Here is a 16,766-nt window from a genome sequence, read left to right as displayed (position 1 = left end):
GGGACTGAATAGTCTTGATTACTCGGCGGCTTCGGAAAGGTTGTCCTCGTCATCACCCTCTTCGGAGAGCGATTTGAGATCGACACTGAGACCCAGCGAACGCATTTCCTTGACGAGAACGTTGAAGCTCTCCGGAATGCCGGCTTCGAAGGTGTCGTCGCCTTTGACGATTGCTTCGTAGACCTTGGTCCGGCCGACAACATCGTCCGACTTGACCGTAAGCATTTCTTGCAAGGTATATGCAGCGCCATAGGCCTGGAGTGCCCAGACCTCCATCTCACCGAAGCGCTGGCCACCGAACTGTGCCTTACCGCCCAGCGGCTGCTGGGTAACGAGGCTGTACGGCCCGATCGAGCGCGCGTGGATCTTGTCGTCCACCAGATGGTGCAGCTTGAGCATGTAGATATAGCCCACCGTCACCTTACGATCGAACTGGTCGCCGGTGCGGCCGTCATACAGGACAACCTGACCGCTTTGATCCAGCCCGGCGAGGTCGAGCATGTCAGAGACATCGCCTTCGCGCGCACCGTCAAACACTGGCGTACCCATCGGAACACCATTGGTGAGGCGGCCCGCCATTTCGATAACCTTGTCATCATCGAGCGACTTGATCGCATCATGATACGGATCACCATAGGCGGTCTGCATTGCATCGCGAACGGCTGCCGGGGCCTTGCCGGCCTTGGCATCCGGATTGGCATGGCGCCAATCTTCCAGGGCACCCTTGATCTGACGCCCAAGGCCGCGTGCGGCCATGCCCAGATGGGTCTCGAAAATCTGTCCGACATTCATGCGCGACGGCACACCAAGCGGGTTCAGAACGATATCGACAGGCGTACCATCTTCAAGGAACGGCATGTCTTCCTGCGGCAGGATGCGAGAGATCACACCCTTGTTGCCGTGACGGCCAGCCATCTTGTCACCCGGCTGCAGCTTGCGCTTCACCGCGACAAAGACTTTGACCATCTTGAGAACGCCAGGCGGCAGCTCATCGCCGCGTTCCAGCTTCTCACGCCGATCTTCGAACTTGGCTTCAATCTTCTCGGCTGCTTCGTCATATTGCTGCTTGACGACTTCAAGCTCGCCCTGACGCTTGTCGGTCTTGACCGCAAACTGCCACCAATCGTGCTTTTCAACACTTTCGAGAACGGCCGCCGTGATCTTCGTGCCCTTGGTCACGCCCTTTGGCGCGGCCGTGGCCGTCTGTCCGGTCAGCATGTCCTTGAGCCGGCCATAGGTGGCACGGTTCAAAATGGCGCGTTCATCGTCGGCATCCTTGCGGAGGCGTTCGATTTCTTCGCGTTCAATCGCCAGCGCACGTTCGTCCTTGTCGATGCCGTGGCGGTTGAACACCCGGACTTCGACGACGGTTCCCGCAACACCCGGCGGCAGACGCAGCGATGTATCGCGAACGTCCGAAGCCTTCTCACCGAAGATCGCACGAAGAAGCTTTTCTTCCGGCGTCATCGGGGATTCGCCCTTCGGCGTGATCTTGCCCGCCAGGATATCACCCGGATGCACTTCAGCACCGATATAGACGATGCCCGCTTCATCGAGGTTGCGCAGGGCTTCCTCGCCGACATTCGGAATGTCGCGGGTAATGTCTTCGGGGCCAAGCTTGGTGTCACGCGCCATGACTTCGAATTCCTCGATATGGATCGAGGTGAATTCATCGTCTTTCACGATGCGTTCGGAGATGAGGATCGAATCCTCATAATTATATCCGTTCCACGGCATGAACGCGACGAGCGTGTTCTTGCCGAGCGCAAGCTCGCCATATTCCGTCGACGGACCGTCAGCCAGGACGTCACCCGCTTCGACCGTCTCACCAACCTTCACCAGCGGACGCTGATTGATGCAGGTGTTCTGGTTCGACCGCTGGAACTTCATCAGCGTGTAGATGTCGACGCCGCTTTCATTCGCATCAACGGCGCCCGAAGCACGGATCACGATACGAGTTGCGTCAACCTGGTCGACGATGCCGGCGCGCTTGGCGACAACCGCAGCACCGGAATCGCGGGCCACAGTTGCTTCCATGCCGGTACCCACCAGCGGTGCTTCGGCTTTCACCAAAGGCACGGCCTGGCGTTGCATATTCGATCCCATGAGTGCGCGGTTCGCGTCATCATTTTCCAGGAACGGGATCAGCGATGCGGCAACCGAAACCAGCTGCTTTGGCGAAACGTCCATCAGCGTGATGATTTCGCGCGGTGCCATCAGGAACTCACCGGCCTGACGCGAGGAAACGATTTCCTCGACAAAACCACCCTTGGTATCGAGATCAGCATTGGCCTGGGCGACCGTATGCTTCTGCTCTTCCATTGCCGAGAGATAGACCACCTCGTCGGTGACCTTGCCATTCTCAACCTTGCGATACGGCGTTTCGATAAAGCCGTATTTGTTGACGCGGCTGAACGAGGCCAGCGAGTTGATCAGGCCGATATTCGGGCCTTCGGGTGTTTCAATCGGGCAGATCCGGCCATAATGGGTCGGGTGAACATCGCGGACTTCAAAGCCGGCGCGCTCACGCGTGAGACCACCCGGCCCAAGCGCCGACACACGCCGCTTATGCGTGACTTCGGAGAGCGGGTTCGTCTGATCCATGAACTGCGACAGCTGCGATGAACCAAAAAATTCGCGAACCGCGGCCACGGCCGGTTTCGCATTGATCAGGTCGTTCGGCATCACCGTCGACACATCGACCGAGCTCATCCGTTCCTTGACTGCGCGTTCCATCCGCAAAAGGCCGACGCGATACTGGTTCTCCAGCAGCTCGCCGACAGAGCGGACACGGCGGTTGGCGAGATTGTCGACATCATCGACTTCACCCTTGCCGTCCTTGAGGTCGACCAGTTCCTTGACCACTGCGAGGATGTCATCCTTGCGCAGCGTCGTCAGGTCTTCAGCCGCATCGAGATCGAGGCGCATGTTGAGCTTCCAGCGACCAACGCCGGACAGGTCATAACGTTCGCCATCGAAGAACAGGCCTTCGAACAATGCGTCAGCCGTTTCACGCGTCGGCGGTTCGCCGGGGCGCATGACGCGATAGATATCGGCCAATGCCTGGTCGGTATCTTCGGCCTTGTCAGCTTTCAGCGTGTTGCGGATCCAGGGGCCTGTCGTGACATGATCGATGTCGAGCAGGACGAGATCATTGACCTTCGCACCATCGAGTCTTTCGAGATTTTCTTCCGAAACCTCGTCGCCAGCTTCAATGTAGATCTCGCCGGTTTTCTCGTTGATCAAGTCGAACGCGCTATAACGGCCGAAAATCTCTTCAGTCGGGATGAGGAGGTTTTTGAGGCCGTCCTTTTCCGCCTTGTTGGCGGCGCGCGGCGTAACCTTCTGGCCAGCCGGGAAGACTACTTCACCGGATTTCGCATCAACAATGTCGAATGTCGGCTTCTGGCCGCGCCACGTATCGGCGATGAACGGGATTTCCCAGCCATCCTTGGCCCGTTTGTATGTAACGGTCTCGTAGAAATGCTGGAGGATCTCTTCGCTGGTCAGGCCCAGCGCGTGAAGCAATGCGGTAACCGGCAGTTTGCGCTTCCGGTCGATACGGACATTGACGATGTCCTTCGCGTCGAACTCAAAATCGAGCCAGGAACCGCGATAGGGGATCACGCGGGCGGCGAAGAGGAACTTGCCGGATGCGTGCGTCTTGCCGCGGTCATGGTCGAACAGCACACCAGGCGAACGGTGCATCTGTGAAACGATAACGCGCTCGGTACCATTGATCAGGAAGGTGCCGTTCTCGGTCATGAGCGGCATATCGCCCATGTAAACATCCTGCTCCTTGATATCGAGGACGGAGCGGGTTTCGGTGTCGGGATCGACTTCGAAAACGATCAGGCGCAGCGTGACGCGCATCGGCGCGGCATAGGTGATGCCTCGCTGGCGACACTCTTCGGTGTCATATTTTGGCGGTTCCAGTTCGTAATGAACGAAATCCAGTTCGGCCGTGCCGGCGAAGTCGCGGATCGGGAACACCGACCGGAGTGTCTTTTCCAGGCCCGAAACATAGTCAATGTCCGGATTGGACCGGAGGAACTGTTCGTAGCTGTCGCGCTGAACCTCGATAAGGTTCGGCATCTGGATGACTTCGTGAATATCGCCGAAAATTTTGCGGATACGCTTGGTGCGGGTCTGATCTGCCGCTTTCGCCTTGGTCGCCATGTAAAATATGCCTCGGTTTCTGCTCAATTTTGCAGCGCTTAGACGACAAAAAGCCGCAAGACTCCCAATCCTCGAAATCGGGGAGTCTGCAGCTTTTAGCGTCTATGAAGCCGAAGCCGATCCATTCTTGTGACGCGGTGCGCAAATTCGCATCATTGCTCGAAAGGCAGCGGTGATGGAGGCGATATAGGAAGGCGGTGTTGGAGTGTCAATTGGACGGCACCCTCAAAACCGCGATTTGCCTTTACAGGCAGGCCGGTACTAGGCTCGGCTTGTCGCGAGTAGGGGGGATTTTCGAATTGACGAATTGGTTGCGTAAAGGGCTGCTCTCGGTAAGCGCCTTGTTGGTCGCGTTCAGTGTGGCTCCGCTGACGGCTGAACCGGTCGCACCAGCCTGGATGGACGAGCCCGAACAGGCCGCCGGTGAACGACGCATCGTGGCAATTGGTGACTTGCACGGCGATCACGCTGCATTTCGTGCGATTGTCGAGGCCGCAGGGCTGGTCGATGGCAATGGTGCCTGGATCGGTGGCTATTCGATATTGGTGCAAACCGGCGATGTGCCGGATCGCGGTCCGGATACGTTGCTGATCTTGCGCGATCTGATGCGCTTGCAGGGCGAAGCGGCGCTTACGGGTGGCGCTGTCATTCCGCTGATCGGCAATCATGAGGCGATGAATGTCGTGGGCGACCTGCGCTACGTCCATGAGGGCGAATATGCGGCCTTCCGCACTGACGGGTCGGAACGCGCGCGGCGGCAATTCTATCGCGACAACCAGGATTTGATCGAGCGCGCCTATCGGCGGATGCAGGCTGACCTTTCGGAAGATCAGATCCGCCGGCTATGGCTGCGCAATACACCATTGGGCGGCGCAGAATTGATGGACGCTTTTGGCCCGGACGGGGAGATTGGCCGGTGGCTCGCGCGCAATCGCGCGGTCGCGCTGATCGACGGGACATTATTTGCGCATGGCGGAGTGAGCGAGCTTTACTCGCAACTTCCGATTACCGAGATCAACAGCCGGGTAGCAACCGCGATCGTCCGCCGCGACAATGGCTCGGAATCAATCCTGTTCGATCCGATGGGACCGCTTTGGTATCGCGGCTATTTCCTGCGCGGTTCGGGCGATGACCTCTCCTTGCTGCCGCCCGAGGAAGCGCAGCCTGAGGTCGATCTCGTGCTCGCGGCCTATGGCGCCGATCGCATGGTTGTTGGACATACGCCTTCGCTGGGCGGCATCAGAATTCTACTGGATGGCCGATTGATCGGCATCGATACCGGGATTTCTGCCCATTATGGCGGCGTGAGATCCTATCTGGAAATTAGCGGTGACACCGTCGTCGCGCATGTTGTTGGGGAGGGGAACCCATGATCTATTGCAAACTGATCCTGTCTGTGGCGGCCGTATTGCTGGGGCTCGCAATCGCGACACCCGCGCACGCACAACCGGCCGAGCCGACACCGTTATTCGCGTCGGACGAGCCGATCCGTATATCGATCCGCGGCGATTTGTCTCGCTTGGCCCGGTCGAGCGGTGCGTCGCCTGGAACGCTGACCGTGATGGGCGATGCTCCTGAAACGCATTCCATCCAGCTGTCTCCCCGCGGCGTATCGCGCCGGCGTCGGGAGATCTGCACCTTCCCACCGCTCCGGGTCGAATTGCCATCGCGCCCAGAATCCGGATTGTTCGAGGGGCAACGCCGGCTGAAGCTTGTCACCCATTGCCGCCGCCAATCATCGCATCAGCAATATGTGCTGCTCGAGTACACGGCCTATCGCCTGTTCAACACGATGACGTCGCGCGGCTTCCGCGTCCGGCTCGCCGAGATCGACTATTATCGCAATGACGATGATGAGCCGTCCTACACCCGGGTCGGCTTCTTCATCGAGGATGTTGACGATGCCGCCGCGCGCAATGGCATGGTCGAAGTCGAGCGGGGTGATTTCCCGACCAACTGGTTGAACCAGGAAGATACCGCGCGTGTCGCGCTGTTCCAATATATGGTCGGCAATCTCGATTGGGCGGTGCAGGCCGGGCCTCCGGGCGAGGATTGCTGCCACAACACCCGCCCGATCGGCGCGACCGAAAACGCGACCAGCAATTTGACGCCGATGCCTTATGATTTCGATCAGACGGGATTGGTATTTGCACCCTATTCTGCGCCACCGGCCCAGATCCGGGTGTCGAGCGTGCGCACACGCGTCTATCGCGGCTTCTGTTCGCATAATGCACAGACCCGCGCGATCGCGGCTGAAGTGTTGGCGGCTCGGTCGCAATATGAGGCGGTGATTGCGTCAATCCCGAATTTGCCGGAACGGAGACGGTCTCGCGCGCAATCCTATCTGGCCGATTTCTTTGACGATATCGCGACACCCGAGGATGTCGAAGACAATCTTATTGATGAATGCTCATGACAGCGGCCAGGGGTAGATAGCGAGCTGCCCCGGACCGCCTTGCTGGCCTTCGTCGGCAATCACCAGCCGGTTGGACCCGACAACGGTAACGCCTTCAGCTTGCGGATGGCTCATCACATTCAGCCGATGGCGGGCGAGAATCTGGCCGGTTTCGTCCAGCACCAGCATTGATCGACCGCGCGCGGAGAGGACAAGGATTTGCCCATAATCCGGCAGCCACTCGATTGCTGACGGCGCAAAGTCCGATCGTTCTTCACGCAGCGCCATTCCGAGCCCGATTTGGCGCCACGGCTCGTCTACCGCTTCCTGCGTCTTTGTGTTCCATTGATAGATGAACAGCGTCCCGCGCCGATCGCCTTCGTGCATGTTCTTGCAGGCGATGAGCAGGTGATCGGTTTGGGGAGACAGCGATAATCCTTCGACCTCGCAATATTCGCCCACCCCGGTGTCATATTGACGGTGCAAGACCCGCGTGCGGTGGCGCCCGGCTGTAAAGGCACGGATCACACCCTCGCTGTTGATGACCCAGAGCTGATCGCCCCTGGCGGCAATGCCCTCGATATCGTCTTCGACAACCGGATTGCCGATCACGAATGTGCGCAGAACACGGCCGTCCTCGATCGAGATTTCATGGATCGCACCGACTTCATCGTCATGCGCAAACACGCTGTTGGCCGACGCCATGGCAAGGCCGGATATTTCTTCCAGCGCTTCGGGCATATCGAGATAGCGGGCGCTATCGTTGATATCCGTTCCGGTGCAGCCGACCAGCAGCAGCATTGCCAGCAGAGCCCGGATCATGGTTGGGGGTTTTCCGGCTGTGCGGGCGCGGGAGGATCATCGAGTGCCTCCACCACATCGCCACTGGCCTCTGCCGCGGCGGCCTGTTTCGCGCGCTTCTTCTCTTTCTTCTTGCGGATCTTCTCGGCTTTCACCTTTCTCGGGTCGACACCGCGGCGACGGAAATAGCGCTGGCTGCCATCGCGTCCGCCATAATCATACATCCACAGAACGAGGAAGCCGTAGTTAAACGCAATGGTCACGACAAAGGCGAGCTCGACAGCGCCGATCCCGGCAGACAGCCCCGTGCCAATCGACAGAAGGATGAACAGCGCATCGCCCGGGCTCTTCAGCGCATTGCGAAACTGCACACCTGCCGCGATCCCGGCCAGTGAAAAGGCGAGCGCCAGTGAATTGTGGACCACGATCACAATACCGGTCACGATCATCGGCAAGAGGATGATCGTCTGGACCAGCGACTGGTTATATTCGTCGCGGGTACGCACCGCGACATAGGTCCAGCTGACGGGGAGGGCGGCCAGCAGGGCGCCTCCGACCGCGATAATCAACCAGACGAAGCTGCCCAGCGCGCCGGCATTTGTGGCGCCAATCTCGACACTGTCGAATGGACCTTCAATCGTCTGGGAGATCAGCTCCTCAACCCCACCGATCGGCAGATAGTTGCGAACTTCCGGGTTGACGGCAAAGGCGATCAACAGAACGACCGCGACGCCGATATAATATTTGGTCAGCGCGTAGAAGAGCCTCGGAAACCGAATGCGCATGCTATCCCCAATTCTTGCCGCCCTGTTTCTGGCATGATGCATATTCGCTCAATCGCGCGACGAAAAGGGCGGAGTTATCGGCCCGCTGGATTAACCGATCGCTGTGCCGCTGCGTTTGCCCATGAAAAAAGGGCGACGCATCGCTGCGCCGCCCTCTTTGCGTTCGAATAAATCGGGAAAGATTTACTTGAGTTCGACGGTACCGCCGGCCTCTTCGATCTTGCCCTTGATTTCTTCGGCTTCCGCCTTGTTGACGCCTTCCTTGACGGCTTTCGGTGCACCTTCGACGAGCGCTTTGGCTTCGCCGAGGCCGAGGCCCGTGATGGCGCGGACTTCTTTGATCACCTGGATCTTCTTGCCACCGTCGCCGGTGAGAACGACGTCAAATTCGTCTTTCTCTTCAGCCGGAGCAGCACCGGCGTCGCCGCCAGCTGGGCCGGCAACTGCAACTGCTGCAGCGGCCGAAACGCCCCATTTGTCTTCAAGCATGGTCGCCAGTTCAGCGGCTTCCATTACGGTCAGCTCAGAAAGGCTGTCCACGAGTTTACTAAGATCTGCCATTTTAGTCTCCAATTGGGGCGATCCGCCCCCTTCATTTCAGTATTGAGCTATTCGAAAATCAGGCAGCGTCCGACGCGCCATAGGCGCCGAAAACGCGAGCCAGCTTGGATGCCGGTGCATTAGCGAGCTGGGCGACCTTGGTTGCAGGTGCATTAAGCAGACCCACAATCTTGCCACGCAGTTCGTCAAGCGAAGGCAACGCAGCCAGAGCTTTCACGCCGTCGAGATCGAGGACTGTTTCGCCCATCGCCCCGCCAACGATTTCGAGCCGGTCATTCTCTTTCGAGAATTCGGCAACCACTTTCGTGGCCGCTACCGGATCGTCCGACCAGGCCATCGCAGTCGGCCCGGCGAACAAATCGCTGATCGGGTCATACTGGGTGTCCTTGATCGCAAGCTTGGCAAGCCTGTTCTTCGATACTTTGAAGCTGGCGCCGGCTTCCCGCATCTTCGCCCGCAACGCGCTGGATTCAGCAACGGTGAGGCCGAGGTTGCGGGTCACAACGACCACGCCCGCCTCGGTGAAGGTGCGGTTCATTTCAGCAACCGCTTCGGTCTTTTGAGCTCGATCCATATATCGCACTCCTTCTTCGGCCTGCGGATCATCCGCTGACCATAATGAACCACAGGACCAAGGCCCTTATGGTTCGTTCGAAATGTCCGAGGGGTCGGTTGCCCAAAGCGGCTGGAGCCGCAGCAGACCGGGGTTCCCATCAGATGGAAACACCCGTCAAAAACTTTCCCCGTCTTGGCTGGAAATTAAGAGGACCCAATTGCCCTCACCAACTGTCTCGGACGGTGTGACCGAAGGTGAAATTCACTTTCGGCCGAATCCCGGCTCCGAAGAGCCGGGAAGCCCTTTACGCTCCAGCTTCCGCCGGATCAACCTTCACGCCGGGGCCCATGGTAGAGCTGACGGCGATCTTCTTGATATATTTGCCTTTGGCACCGGAAGGCCGAGCCTTCACAATAGCGCCGACAAATGCGTCGTAATTCTTTTTCAGGTCATCTTCGGTGAAGCTGGCCTTGCCGATCGTTGAATGCACGATGCCGGCTTTTTCTGCGCGAAACTCGACCTGGCCGCCCTTGGCGTCCTTAACAGCTTTCGCAACATCCGGGGTTACCGTGCCGAGTTTCGGGTTCGGCATCAGGCCCTTGGGACCCAGAACCTTACCGAGACGGCCGACGACGCCCATCATGTCCGGTGTTGCAATGACGCGATCATAGTTGAGATCGCCGCCCTGCATCGCTTCCATCAGATCTTCGGCACCAACTGTATCGGCACCGGCTTCCTTGGCTTCGTCAGCCTTCGCGTCCTTGGCGAATACGGCGACGCGAACGTCCTTGCCGGTTCCCGAGGGAAGCGAAACGACGCCGCGGACCATCTGGTCTGCGTGCCGCGGATCGACATCCAGGTTCAGGGCAATCTCGATCGTTTCGTCGAACTTCGAGGTCGCATTGCCTTTGACGATCTTCAGCGCTTCGTCAGATCCATACAGCTTGTCCCGATCTACGGTATCAACCTGTGCTTTTTGCTTTTTCGTGAGCTTTGTCATGATTAGCCCTCCACCACTTCGAGGCCCATCGACATGGCAGAGCCCTCGATGATGCGCGTTGCGGCTTCAATGTCATTCGCGTTCAGATCGACCATTTTCGCTTCTGCGATTTCGGCGACTTTCGAACGCTTGATCTGGCCAACGATTTCCGAGCCAACCTCGCTCGCGCCCTTTTTCAGCTTTGCAGCCTTTTTGAGCATGTAGCTTGCGGGCGGGGTCTTCGTGACGAAGGTAAAGCTGCGATCCGCATAGACCGTGATCTTGGTCGGGATCGGCGCGCCTTTTTCCATTTCCTGCGTGGCGGCGTTGAACGCCTTGCAGAAATCCATGATGTTCACACCGCGCTGGCCCAATGCGGGCCCGAGGGGCGGTGATGGGTTGGCCGTACCTGCAGGAACCTGCAGGCTGATATAGCCGTCAATTTTCTTTGCCATTGTTTCAGTCTCACCTTTTCTCTTGGCTTAGCGGTTCAAATGACAGTGGCACTGCCTCCCGCATTTTCCGGACCATCCGGAAACTCGTAAATTCCTATTTGACCAGTTCGACCTGCTCGAATTCCAGTTCGACCGGCGTCGCGCGGCCAAAGATCGATACCGATACCTTGACGCGGGCACGATCGAAATCGAGCTCTTCAACGACACCGTTGAAGCTTGCAAACGGGCCATCAAGGACCTTGATCTGGTCGCCGATTTCATAATCGACATTGATTTTCTGTTTCGGTGCTGCGGCCGCTTCCTCTTTCGTATTGAGGATGCGCGCGGCTTCGGCTTCGCTGATCGGTTGCGGCTTGCCGCTCGATCCAAGGAAACCGGTTACCTTGGGCGTATTCTTGACGAGGTGATAAACATCGTCGGTCATGCTCAGCTTGGCGAGCACATAGCCGGGGAAGAATTTCCGCTCGGTCTGGACCTTCTTGCCGCGCTTGACCTCGGTGACTTCCTCGGTCGGCACTTCGACTTCTTCGACCAGCTGTTCGAGACCCATACGCGTGGCTTCGGACATGATGGCGTCTCGCACCTTGTTCTCGAAGCCCGAATAGGCGTGAATGATGTACCAGCGCGACATGGAATACCCTTAGCTGAAGTCTTTTAGCTGACGAGGCCGATGAGGAAGGTGACGATCATATTGAAGAATGAATCGACACCCAGGAAGAACAGGGCGAGAATAGCGGTCATGATCATGACCATGATGCCGGTCTGTATAGTTTCCTGACGCGTCGGCCATACGACCTTCGACGTCTCGGCACGGACCTGCCGAACAAACTCGCCTGGGCTAGTTTTTGCCACCGTTTTCAAACCTCGTTCAAACCAAAAACGCACACACGCCGCCATCGGCCCCTGCGGCCGACATCGGCGTGAGTGTTAAACTCTATCTCGGACCCGCAAGCTGCCGTTTCAAGGCATACCCGCCGGACCAATCGAAGACCGGATGGCAGGAGCGGAGGGGCTCGAACCCACGACCCTCGGTTTTGGAGACCGATGCTCTACCAGCTGAGCTACACTCCTCCGAGTCCAAGAGACGCGCGTTTAACGGGGCTGGCCGGGGGATGCAAGGATATTGTCGTACGGAATAGATTGTCGTGACAGCGATTAGGCGACAGCCTCGTCCGGCGCTAATGGGAAACGGGATTGGACATCCTGTCCCTCCATCGGGCGATCAAGATAATAGCCCTGGACCTGCGCAACACCGAGCTTCTCGGCGATCACATATTGGCGATCATTCTCAATTCCTTCGGCGATCGTTGCAATGCCGAGGCTGTCCGCCATGGCGATCACGGCGCGAATAATGGCGACGCTCGATTGTGACCCGGCTTCCGCATCGCGGATGAAGCGCTTGTCGATCTTGATCGAATTGAAGCTTGTGCGTCCGATAAAGCCCAGTGTCGAATAACCGCTGCCAAAATCATCGAGCGCCATCGTAACGCCCAGCCCGCGTAACTGTTCAAAGGTCTGGATTGCCTGCTCGCTGTCATTGTTAAGAATGGCTTCGGTGGTTTCGAGTTCCAACCGGTTTGGTGCGAGGCCGGAGCTGGCCAATGCCTGGATTACAAGTTCGCCAAGCCGCGGATTGCGTAATTGACCCGCGGACAGGTTGACCGCCAGACGATATTGTTCGGGCCAGTTCATGGCTTCCATACATGCTTCGCGGAAGACCCATTCGCCGATTGAATCAATCAATCGTGTCTCTTCGGCGATCGGGATGAATTTTTCGGGCGGGACCAGGCCAAGCTCCGGATGCGTCCAGCGTAAAAGGGCTTCGAAACCGGCCACTTCCTTCGACGCCAGGGTAACGACCGGCTGATAGACGAGATGAAGCTCATTCTTGTCCAATGCTTCGCGCAATGCGGTTTCGATCGCGCGCCGTTCCTCGGCTTTCTGCAGCAGGGAGGGTTCGTACGGAGAATGGGTTCCGCGTCCGCTGGCCTTGGCCCGATAGAGAGCGAGATCCGCCTTGCGCAGCAAAGCCGAGGCAGATCCACCGTCTTTCGGGTAGATGGCCGAACCGACACTGGCGCCGATGTGAAGGTCGTGTCCGTCAACCCGATAGGGTTTGGACAGCTGAATGATGATATCGCGGGCGCGTTTGTCGAGCTCATCCGACGAACGGAAATTACCGATGATCACGGCAAATTCATCGCCACCCAGCCGGCCGCTGGCATCGCTGCCTTGCAGCATGCCGTTGAGGCGCACAGCGACCTGTTCGAGCAGTTTGTCCCCTACCGGATGGCCAGACGTGTCGTTGATCGCCTTGAAGCGATCCAGGTCGATCATCAGAAAAGCGCAGTAGCGATGTTCATCGGCAGCTTTGGCAATGCGATCACGCAGGAGCTCATTAGTATGCGCACGGTTCGACAAGCCGGTCAGCGCATCAAAATGGGCCATGTGATAGATGCGGCGCTCCATTGCTTCGCGGTCCGTTACATCGGAAATCACACCGCGATAACCGATTACGTGCCGGTTGGTGCTCAGCCGCGGTGTCCCAGAGATCTTCCACCAGCGTTCTTCGCCGTTCAGCATGACGGGCATTAGCAAGTCACTGAAGGTCTTTCCTGCTTGCATCTTGGTGAGAAGTTCACGCGTTTCGTCGCTTAGCACCTCCTCGCGCCATTGGTCGCCAGCAAGCAAGTCAAGCAATGGCATTCCCTCTAACTTGCGAGGCGCCAGACCAGCGGCAGCAGCAAATCGCTGGGAGGCATCGACAATACATTTGCGAGCATCGACCTGCCACAACCAGTCGCTTTCAGCGGCATTCTCCTGACGCAGCATCAGCTTCACCACGTCATTCTGGGCAGCCAGCGCGATATCGTTGCGCAGCCGTGCGACGGCGGCTCGACCGTTGATCAGCAATGTGAAGGTGAGGCATAGTCCGTAAGAGAAGGTCAGCCCGGCCAGCAGAGTGAGATCGAGCCGGAACAGCATGACGCTGACGCTGATCGCCACCAGCCCATTGAGCATGATACCGCCCAACGGCACCGAATTGAGCATCAATGCGGTCGCGCCCATGATTGCAAGGCTGAGCGCCGCGATAGTCACGATTTGCTCGAGATTGCCATATTCCGCGAAGAACAGGGACGGAATTGACCAGAACAAGCCCAGGATCGTGCAATTGGCAACCGATCGCATCACATCCGATCGTGTCGCGCCGCCGGTGCGCGCAAGATTAGCGCGTCGGGCGGAGGCGATCGAGGCCATGCCGATGACCAGCATCGCGAACCACACGGCCATCATTTCGTTGGGCACCTGACCCCAGAATAGGGTGCCGGCAGATAATGTCGCGAGCAGCACGGCGACGACCGGCAGGAGTGAGTTTTTGCTGAGTTCACGCAGCTGAGCCGCGCGCACGAGCTTCCACTCGCCGTCCCGCGGCTCCCTGAGGCCTAGAATGTCCAGCCAGCCGAGCTGGTTGGTATCAAGTGCTGCCATTGCTTTCCCTCTAAGCAAGGGATAGCCGAAAAAGCCTTTCTGAATGCCGGACTAGCAAGGTAAATTTTGCATTTACCTTTGCATTTTCTGCCCGATTATCAGGCAGCAATGGCGTAAGGTTGGATTTCACCGGATAGGTAGAGATTGCGCGCCTTTGCCCGGCTCAGCTTGCCTGAGCTCGTGCGCGGCAGGGTGCGCGGCGGAACGAGTTCAATCACGCAGTTCATACCGGTTATTGCGCGGACCTTGTCACGGATCATGCCGTGAAGTCTTGTCCGTTCGTTAACGTCCGACGTGCGGCACTGCACAAGAACAGCCGGTGTTTCCTCACCGCCAGCGGCCGTTATGGAGAAGGCGGCAATGTCACCGGACTTAAAACCGGGCAGCTGTTCGACGGCCCATTCGATATCCTGTGGCCAGTGATTTTTGCCGTTGATGATGATCATGTCCTTGGCCCGGCCAACAACATAGAGATAGCCGTCGGAAAGATACCCCATATCACCGGTATCGAGCCATCCTTCGACAAGGCAGGCATCGGTCGCCTCTTGGTCGCGGAAATAGCCGTCCATAATGGCCGGACCCTGCACCCAGACCTGGCCGATCGCCTTATCGGGCATCAGGCTGCCATCTTCTTCGCGGATTTCGATTACCGTGTCGCGGACAGCCTTTCCGCAATTGACGATCGCCCGATAGCGGGTCGGCTCGTCATTATCGGCCTTGGGTACGCCAGAAAGTTCACTTTCTTCGACCAGATCGACGACGATCCCCTCGCCAGCAGGCATCAGGGTGACGGCGAGCGTCGCCTCGGCAAGGCCATAGCTCGGGACAAAGCATTTGGGATCGAAACCGGCATCCGCAAATGCATCAGTGAAATGCTGCATCACATCGGGACGGATCATGTCCGCACCATTTCCGGCAAGCCGCCACCGTGACAGATCAAAGCGTTCTTTTACGTTCGACTGACTGCCGATGCGGCGGGCACAAATGTCGTAGCCAAAAGTCGGCGAATAGCTGCAGGAAGTCCCAGGATTACGGCTGATCAGATCCAGCCATGCAAGAGGGCGCCGGGCAAAGTCAGCGGTCTTTAGATAATCCGTTGAAACCTGGTTCGCGACCATCGAGAGCATGCAACCCACAAGGCCCATATCGTGATAGAAAGGCAGCCAGGAGATGCAGCGGTCATTCTGTCCGATCAGCATGCCATTGGCATGCGAACCGAGATTGTGAAGCAGCGCCTTGTGGCTGATGATCACGCCGTGCGGGAAGCGCGTCGACCCGCTGGAATATTGAAGATAAGCAACATCGTCAGGACCGGCTTTCGGGAATTCGACATCCGGCGCGTCGCGCAGGGCAAAACTTTCCCAGTCCTCGCCTGGTACCGAACACGCATCTGCGGCGGCTTTCGAGATTTCAGCAATTTCTGCTGGATAGAGCAGGATTTGCGGTTCCGAACTTCGCAGTTGGACTGCCAGCTGGTCGATATAACCTTCCTTACCGCCAAAGGAAGTTGGGAGCGGCAGCGGAACCGGCAGCGCGCCTGCATAGACGGCACCGAAAAATAGGGCGCAGAAATCCGGCTCAGTATCAGCGATCAACGCTACCCGATCTCCTGGCTCGATACCAAAGTCGATCAGCCGCTTGGCGGCAGCAATCGCGTCGCTGCGCAGCTCTGAATAGGGATAGGGTCGAACCAGATTGCCGCGTGCGTCATGGAAATTGAAACCGCGCTTGCCTTGGGCGGCATAGTCCAGCGCTTCGCCCACGGTGTCAAAATCGGCAAAGCGCCGTGGCAATTCGTCGGAGATTGGTGTCGGTTCGAGAGTATCCGTCATAATATCCTTCAGCCGATGCCGTGCGACCCATGGGTGGTTTCGGCATGCTGTCTACGTTGTTTCGATCCCACGAATTAGCCGATCAGGGGCGTTCAAAATCCGGCTCGACTATGGCACAAACGTGGCGCATGACCGGTCGAACCCGCAAAAAACCCCGTCCACCGCTGGATCAAGAGAGTTTAGAGCAGCTCGCGCTCTTCTATGTGGGCCGCTACGCAACGACCCGCGCAAAGCTACGCTCTTATCTTTCGCGCAAAATTCGCGAACGCGGCTGGGATGACAATCGCGAGCCTGACCTTGAGAGGTTGTCGGAGAGATTCTCCGAGCTTGGTTATATTGACGATGCTGCGTTTGCGGAGGCGCGGGCCCGGTCGCTTGCGCGCCGTGGCTATGGTGCACGTCGGGTCGATCAGGCCTTGTTTGCAGCGGGAATCGAAGACGCGGATGGCGTCGATGCGCGGCAGATTGCTGCGGATAATAGCTGGGATGCCGCCTTGTCATTTGCCCGAAAAAGACGATTTGGGCCGTTTGCGAACGCCCCGGTCGATGCCGATCGCAAGCGAAAGTCTATCGCCGCAATGATGCGTGCCGGGCATTCCTATGAAATTGCGCGAAAATTTATTAATGCCGACCCTGGAAATATCCCGGAACGGGAAGACTAGCCGGCTTGACTTAAGACTATTTCACGCGAGTGAGATTCTGTGTTAGATATTTGCGCTAACAGGGGACGATGC

General features: G+C 57.9%; 14 protein-coding genes and 1 tRNA gene. 3 read left to right on the top strand and 12 right to left on the bottom strand.

Features of this window, described 5'->3' with window-relative positions; translation table 11 throughout:
• Window positions 1-18: 18 nt before the first annotated feature.
• The gene (gene rpoB, locus HFP51_RS07205; protein ID WP_176875094.1) at window positions 19-4,179 is read right to left on the bottom strand and encodes a DNA-directed RNA polymerase subunit beta; all 4,161 of its coding nucleotides are present in this window, start codon (window positions 4,177-4,179) and stop codon (window positions 19-21) included.
• 299 nt (window positions 4,180-4,478) lie between these two features.
• On the opposite strand from rpoB, the gene HFP51_RS07200 reads away from it, so the two are divergent.
• A complete protein-coding gene (locus tag HFP51_RS07200; RefSeq protein ID WP_176875093.1) occupies window positions 4,479-5,552 on the top strand; it encodes a metallophosphoesterase in 1,074 nt (357 codons plus the stop codon).
• Window positions 5,549-6,595 (top strand): hypothetical protein, encoded by a 1,047-nt coding sequence (locus HFP51_RS07195; protein WP_176875092.1) that lies wholly within the window; start codon window positions 5,549-5,551, stop codon window positions 6,593-6,595. The genes HFP51_RS07200 and HFP51_RS07195 overlap by 4 nt, the downstream gene beginning before the upstream one ends.
• On the opposite strand, the gene HFP51_RS07190 is transcribed toward HFP51_RS07195, so the two are convergent.
• From HFP51_RS07190 to HFP51_RS07140, 11 genes are all read right to left on the bottom strand, one after another.
• Window positions 6,590-7,396 (bottom strand): SdiA-regulated domain-containing protein, encoded by an 807-nt coding sequence (locus tag HFP51_RS07190; protein ID WP_176875091.1) that lies wholly within the window; start codon window positions 7,394-7,396, stop codon window positions 6,590-6,592. The genes HFP51_RS07195 and HFP51_RS07190 overlap by 6 nt on opposite strands.
• Window positions 7,393-8,160, bottom strand: a complete 768-nt coding sequence (locus HFP51_RS07185) for a hypothetical protein (protein ID WP_176875090.1) — start codon at window positions 8,158-8,160, stop codon at window positions 7,393-7,395. Before HFP51_RS07185 ends, HFP51_RS07190 begins: the two co-directional genes overlap by 4 nt.
• A 183-nt stretch (window positions 8,161-8,343) precedes the next feature.
• On the bottom strand, window positions 8,344-8,721 hold the full coding sequence (gene rplL, locus HFP51_RS07180; protein WP_176875089.1) for a 50S ribosomal protein L7/L12: 378 nt from the start codon (window positions 8,719-8,721) through the stop codon (window positions 8,344-8,346).
• A gap of 58 nt (window positions 8,722-8,779) precedes the next feature.
• Window positions 8,780-9,295 carry a 50S ribosomal protein L10 gene (rplJ, locus tag HFP51_RS07175; RefSeq protein ID WP_176875088.1) on the bottom strand — a complete coding sequence of 172 codons (516 nt, stop codon included), beginning with the start codon at window positions 9,293-9,295 and terminating at the stop codon, window positions 8,780-8,782.
• A gap of 286 nt (window positions 9,296-9,581) precedes the next feature.
• Window positions 9,582-10,277 carry a 50S ribosomal protein L1 gene (rplA, locus tag HFP51_RS07170; RefSeq protein ID WP_176875087.1) on the bottom strand — a complete coding sequence of 232 codons (696 nt, stop codon included), beginning with the start codon at window positions 10,275-10,277 and terminating at the stop codon, window positions 9,582-9,584.
• A gap of 2 nt (window positions 10,278-10,279) precedes the next feature.
• The gene (rplK, locus tag HFP51_RS07165) at window positions 10,280-10,711 is read right to left on the bottom strand and encodes a 50S ribosomal protein L11 (protein WP_176875086.1); all 432 of its coding nucleotides are present in this window, start codon (window positions 10,709-10,711) and stop codon (window positions 10,280-10,282) included.
• Between the two features lie 94 nt (window positions 10,712-10,805).
• Window positions 10,806-11,342 carry a transcription termination/antitermination protein NusG gene (gene nusG, locus HFP51_RS07160; RefSeq protein ID WP_176875085.1) on the bottom strand — a complete coding sequence of 179 codons (537 nt, stop codon included), beginning with the start codon at window positions 11,340-11,342 and terminating at the stop codon, window positions 10,806-10,808.
• A gap of 23 nt (window positions 11,343-11,365) precedes the next feature.
• Window positions 11,366-11,563, bottom strand: coding sequence for a preprotein translocase subunit SecE (gene secE / locus HFP51_RS07155; protein WP_176875084.1), 198 nt, complete (start codon window positions 11,561-11,563; stop codon window positions 11,366-11,368).
• Between the two features lie 143 nt (window positions 11,564-11,706).
• Window positions 11,707-11,782 (bottom strand) — tRNA-Trp (locus tag HFP51_RS07150).
• Window positions 11,783-11,866: 84 nt separating this feature from the next.
• On the bottom strand, window positions 11,867-14,200 hold the full coding sequence (locus HFP51_RS07145; RefSeq protein ID WP_176875083.1) for a bifunctional diguanylate cyclase/phosphodiesterase: 2,334 nt from the start codon (window positions 14,198-14,200) through the stop codon (window positions 11,867-11,869).
• Window positions 14,201-14,298: 98 nt separating this feature from the next.
• Window positions 14,299-16,032, bottom strand: coding sequence for a fatty acyl-AMP ligase (locus HFP51_RS07140; protein ID WP_176875082.1), 1,734 nt, complete (start codon window positions 16,030-16,032; stop codon window positions 14,299-14,301).
• A gap of 128 nt (window positions 16,033-16,160) precedes the next feature.
• On the opposite strand from HFP51_RS07140, the gene HFP51_RS07135 reads away from it, so the two are divergent.
• Entirely contained in the window at window positions 16,161-16,694 is a 534-nt protein-coding gene (locus HFP51_RS07135) for a regulatory protein RecX (RefSeq protein ID WP_176875081.1), read from the top strand.
• Window positions 16,695-16,766: the final 72 nt, after the last annotated feature.

Source organism: Parasphingopyxis sp. CP4 (assembly GCF_013378055.1).
In the GTDB taxonomy this organism is placed as follows: Bacteria; Pseudomonadota; Alphaproteobacteria; order Sphingomonadales; family Sphingomonadaceae; genus Parasphingopyxis.
Note: the sequence above shows the minus strand (reverse complement) of the source record. Positions and strands in the feature narration are given on the sequence as shown.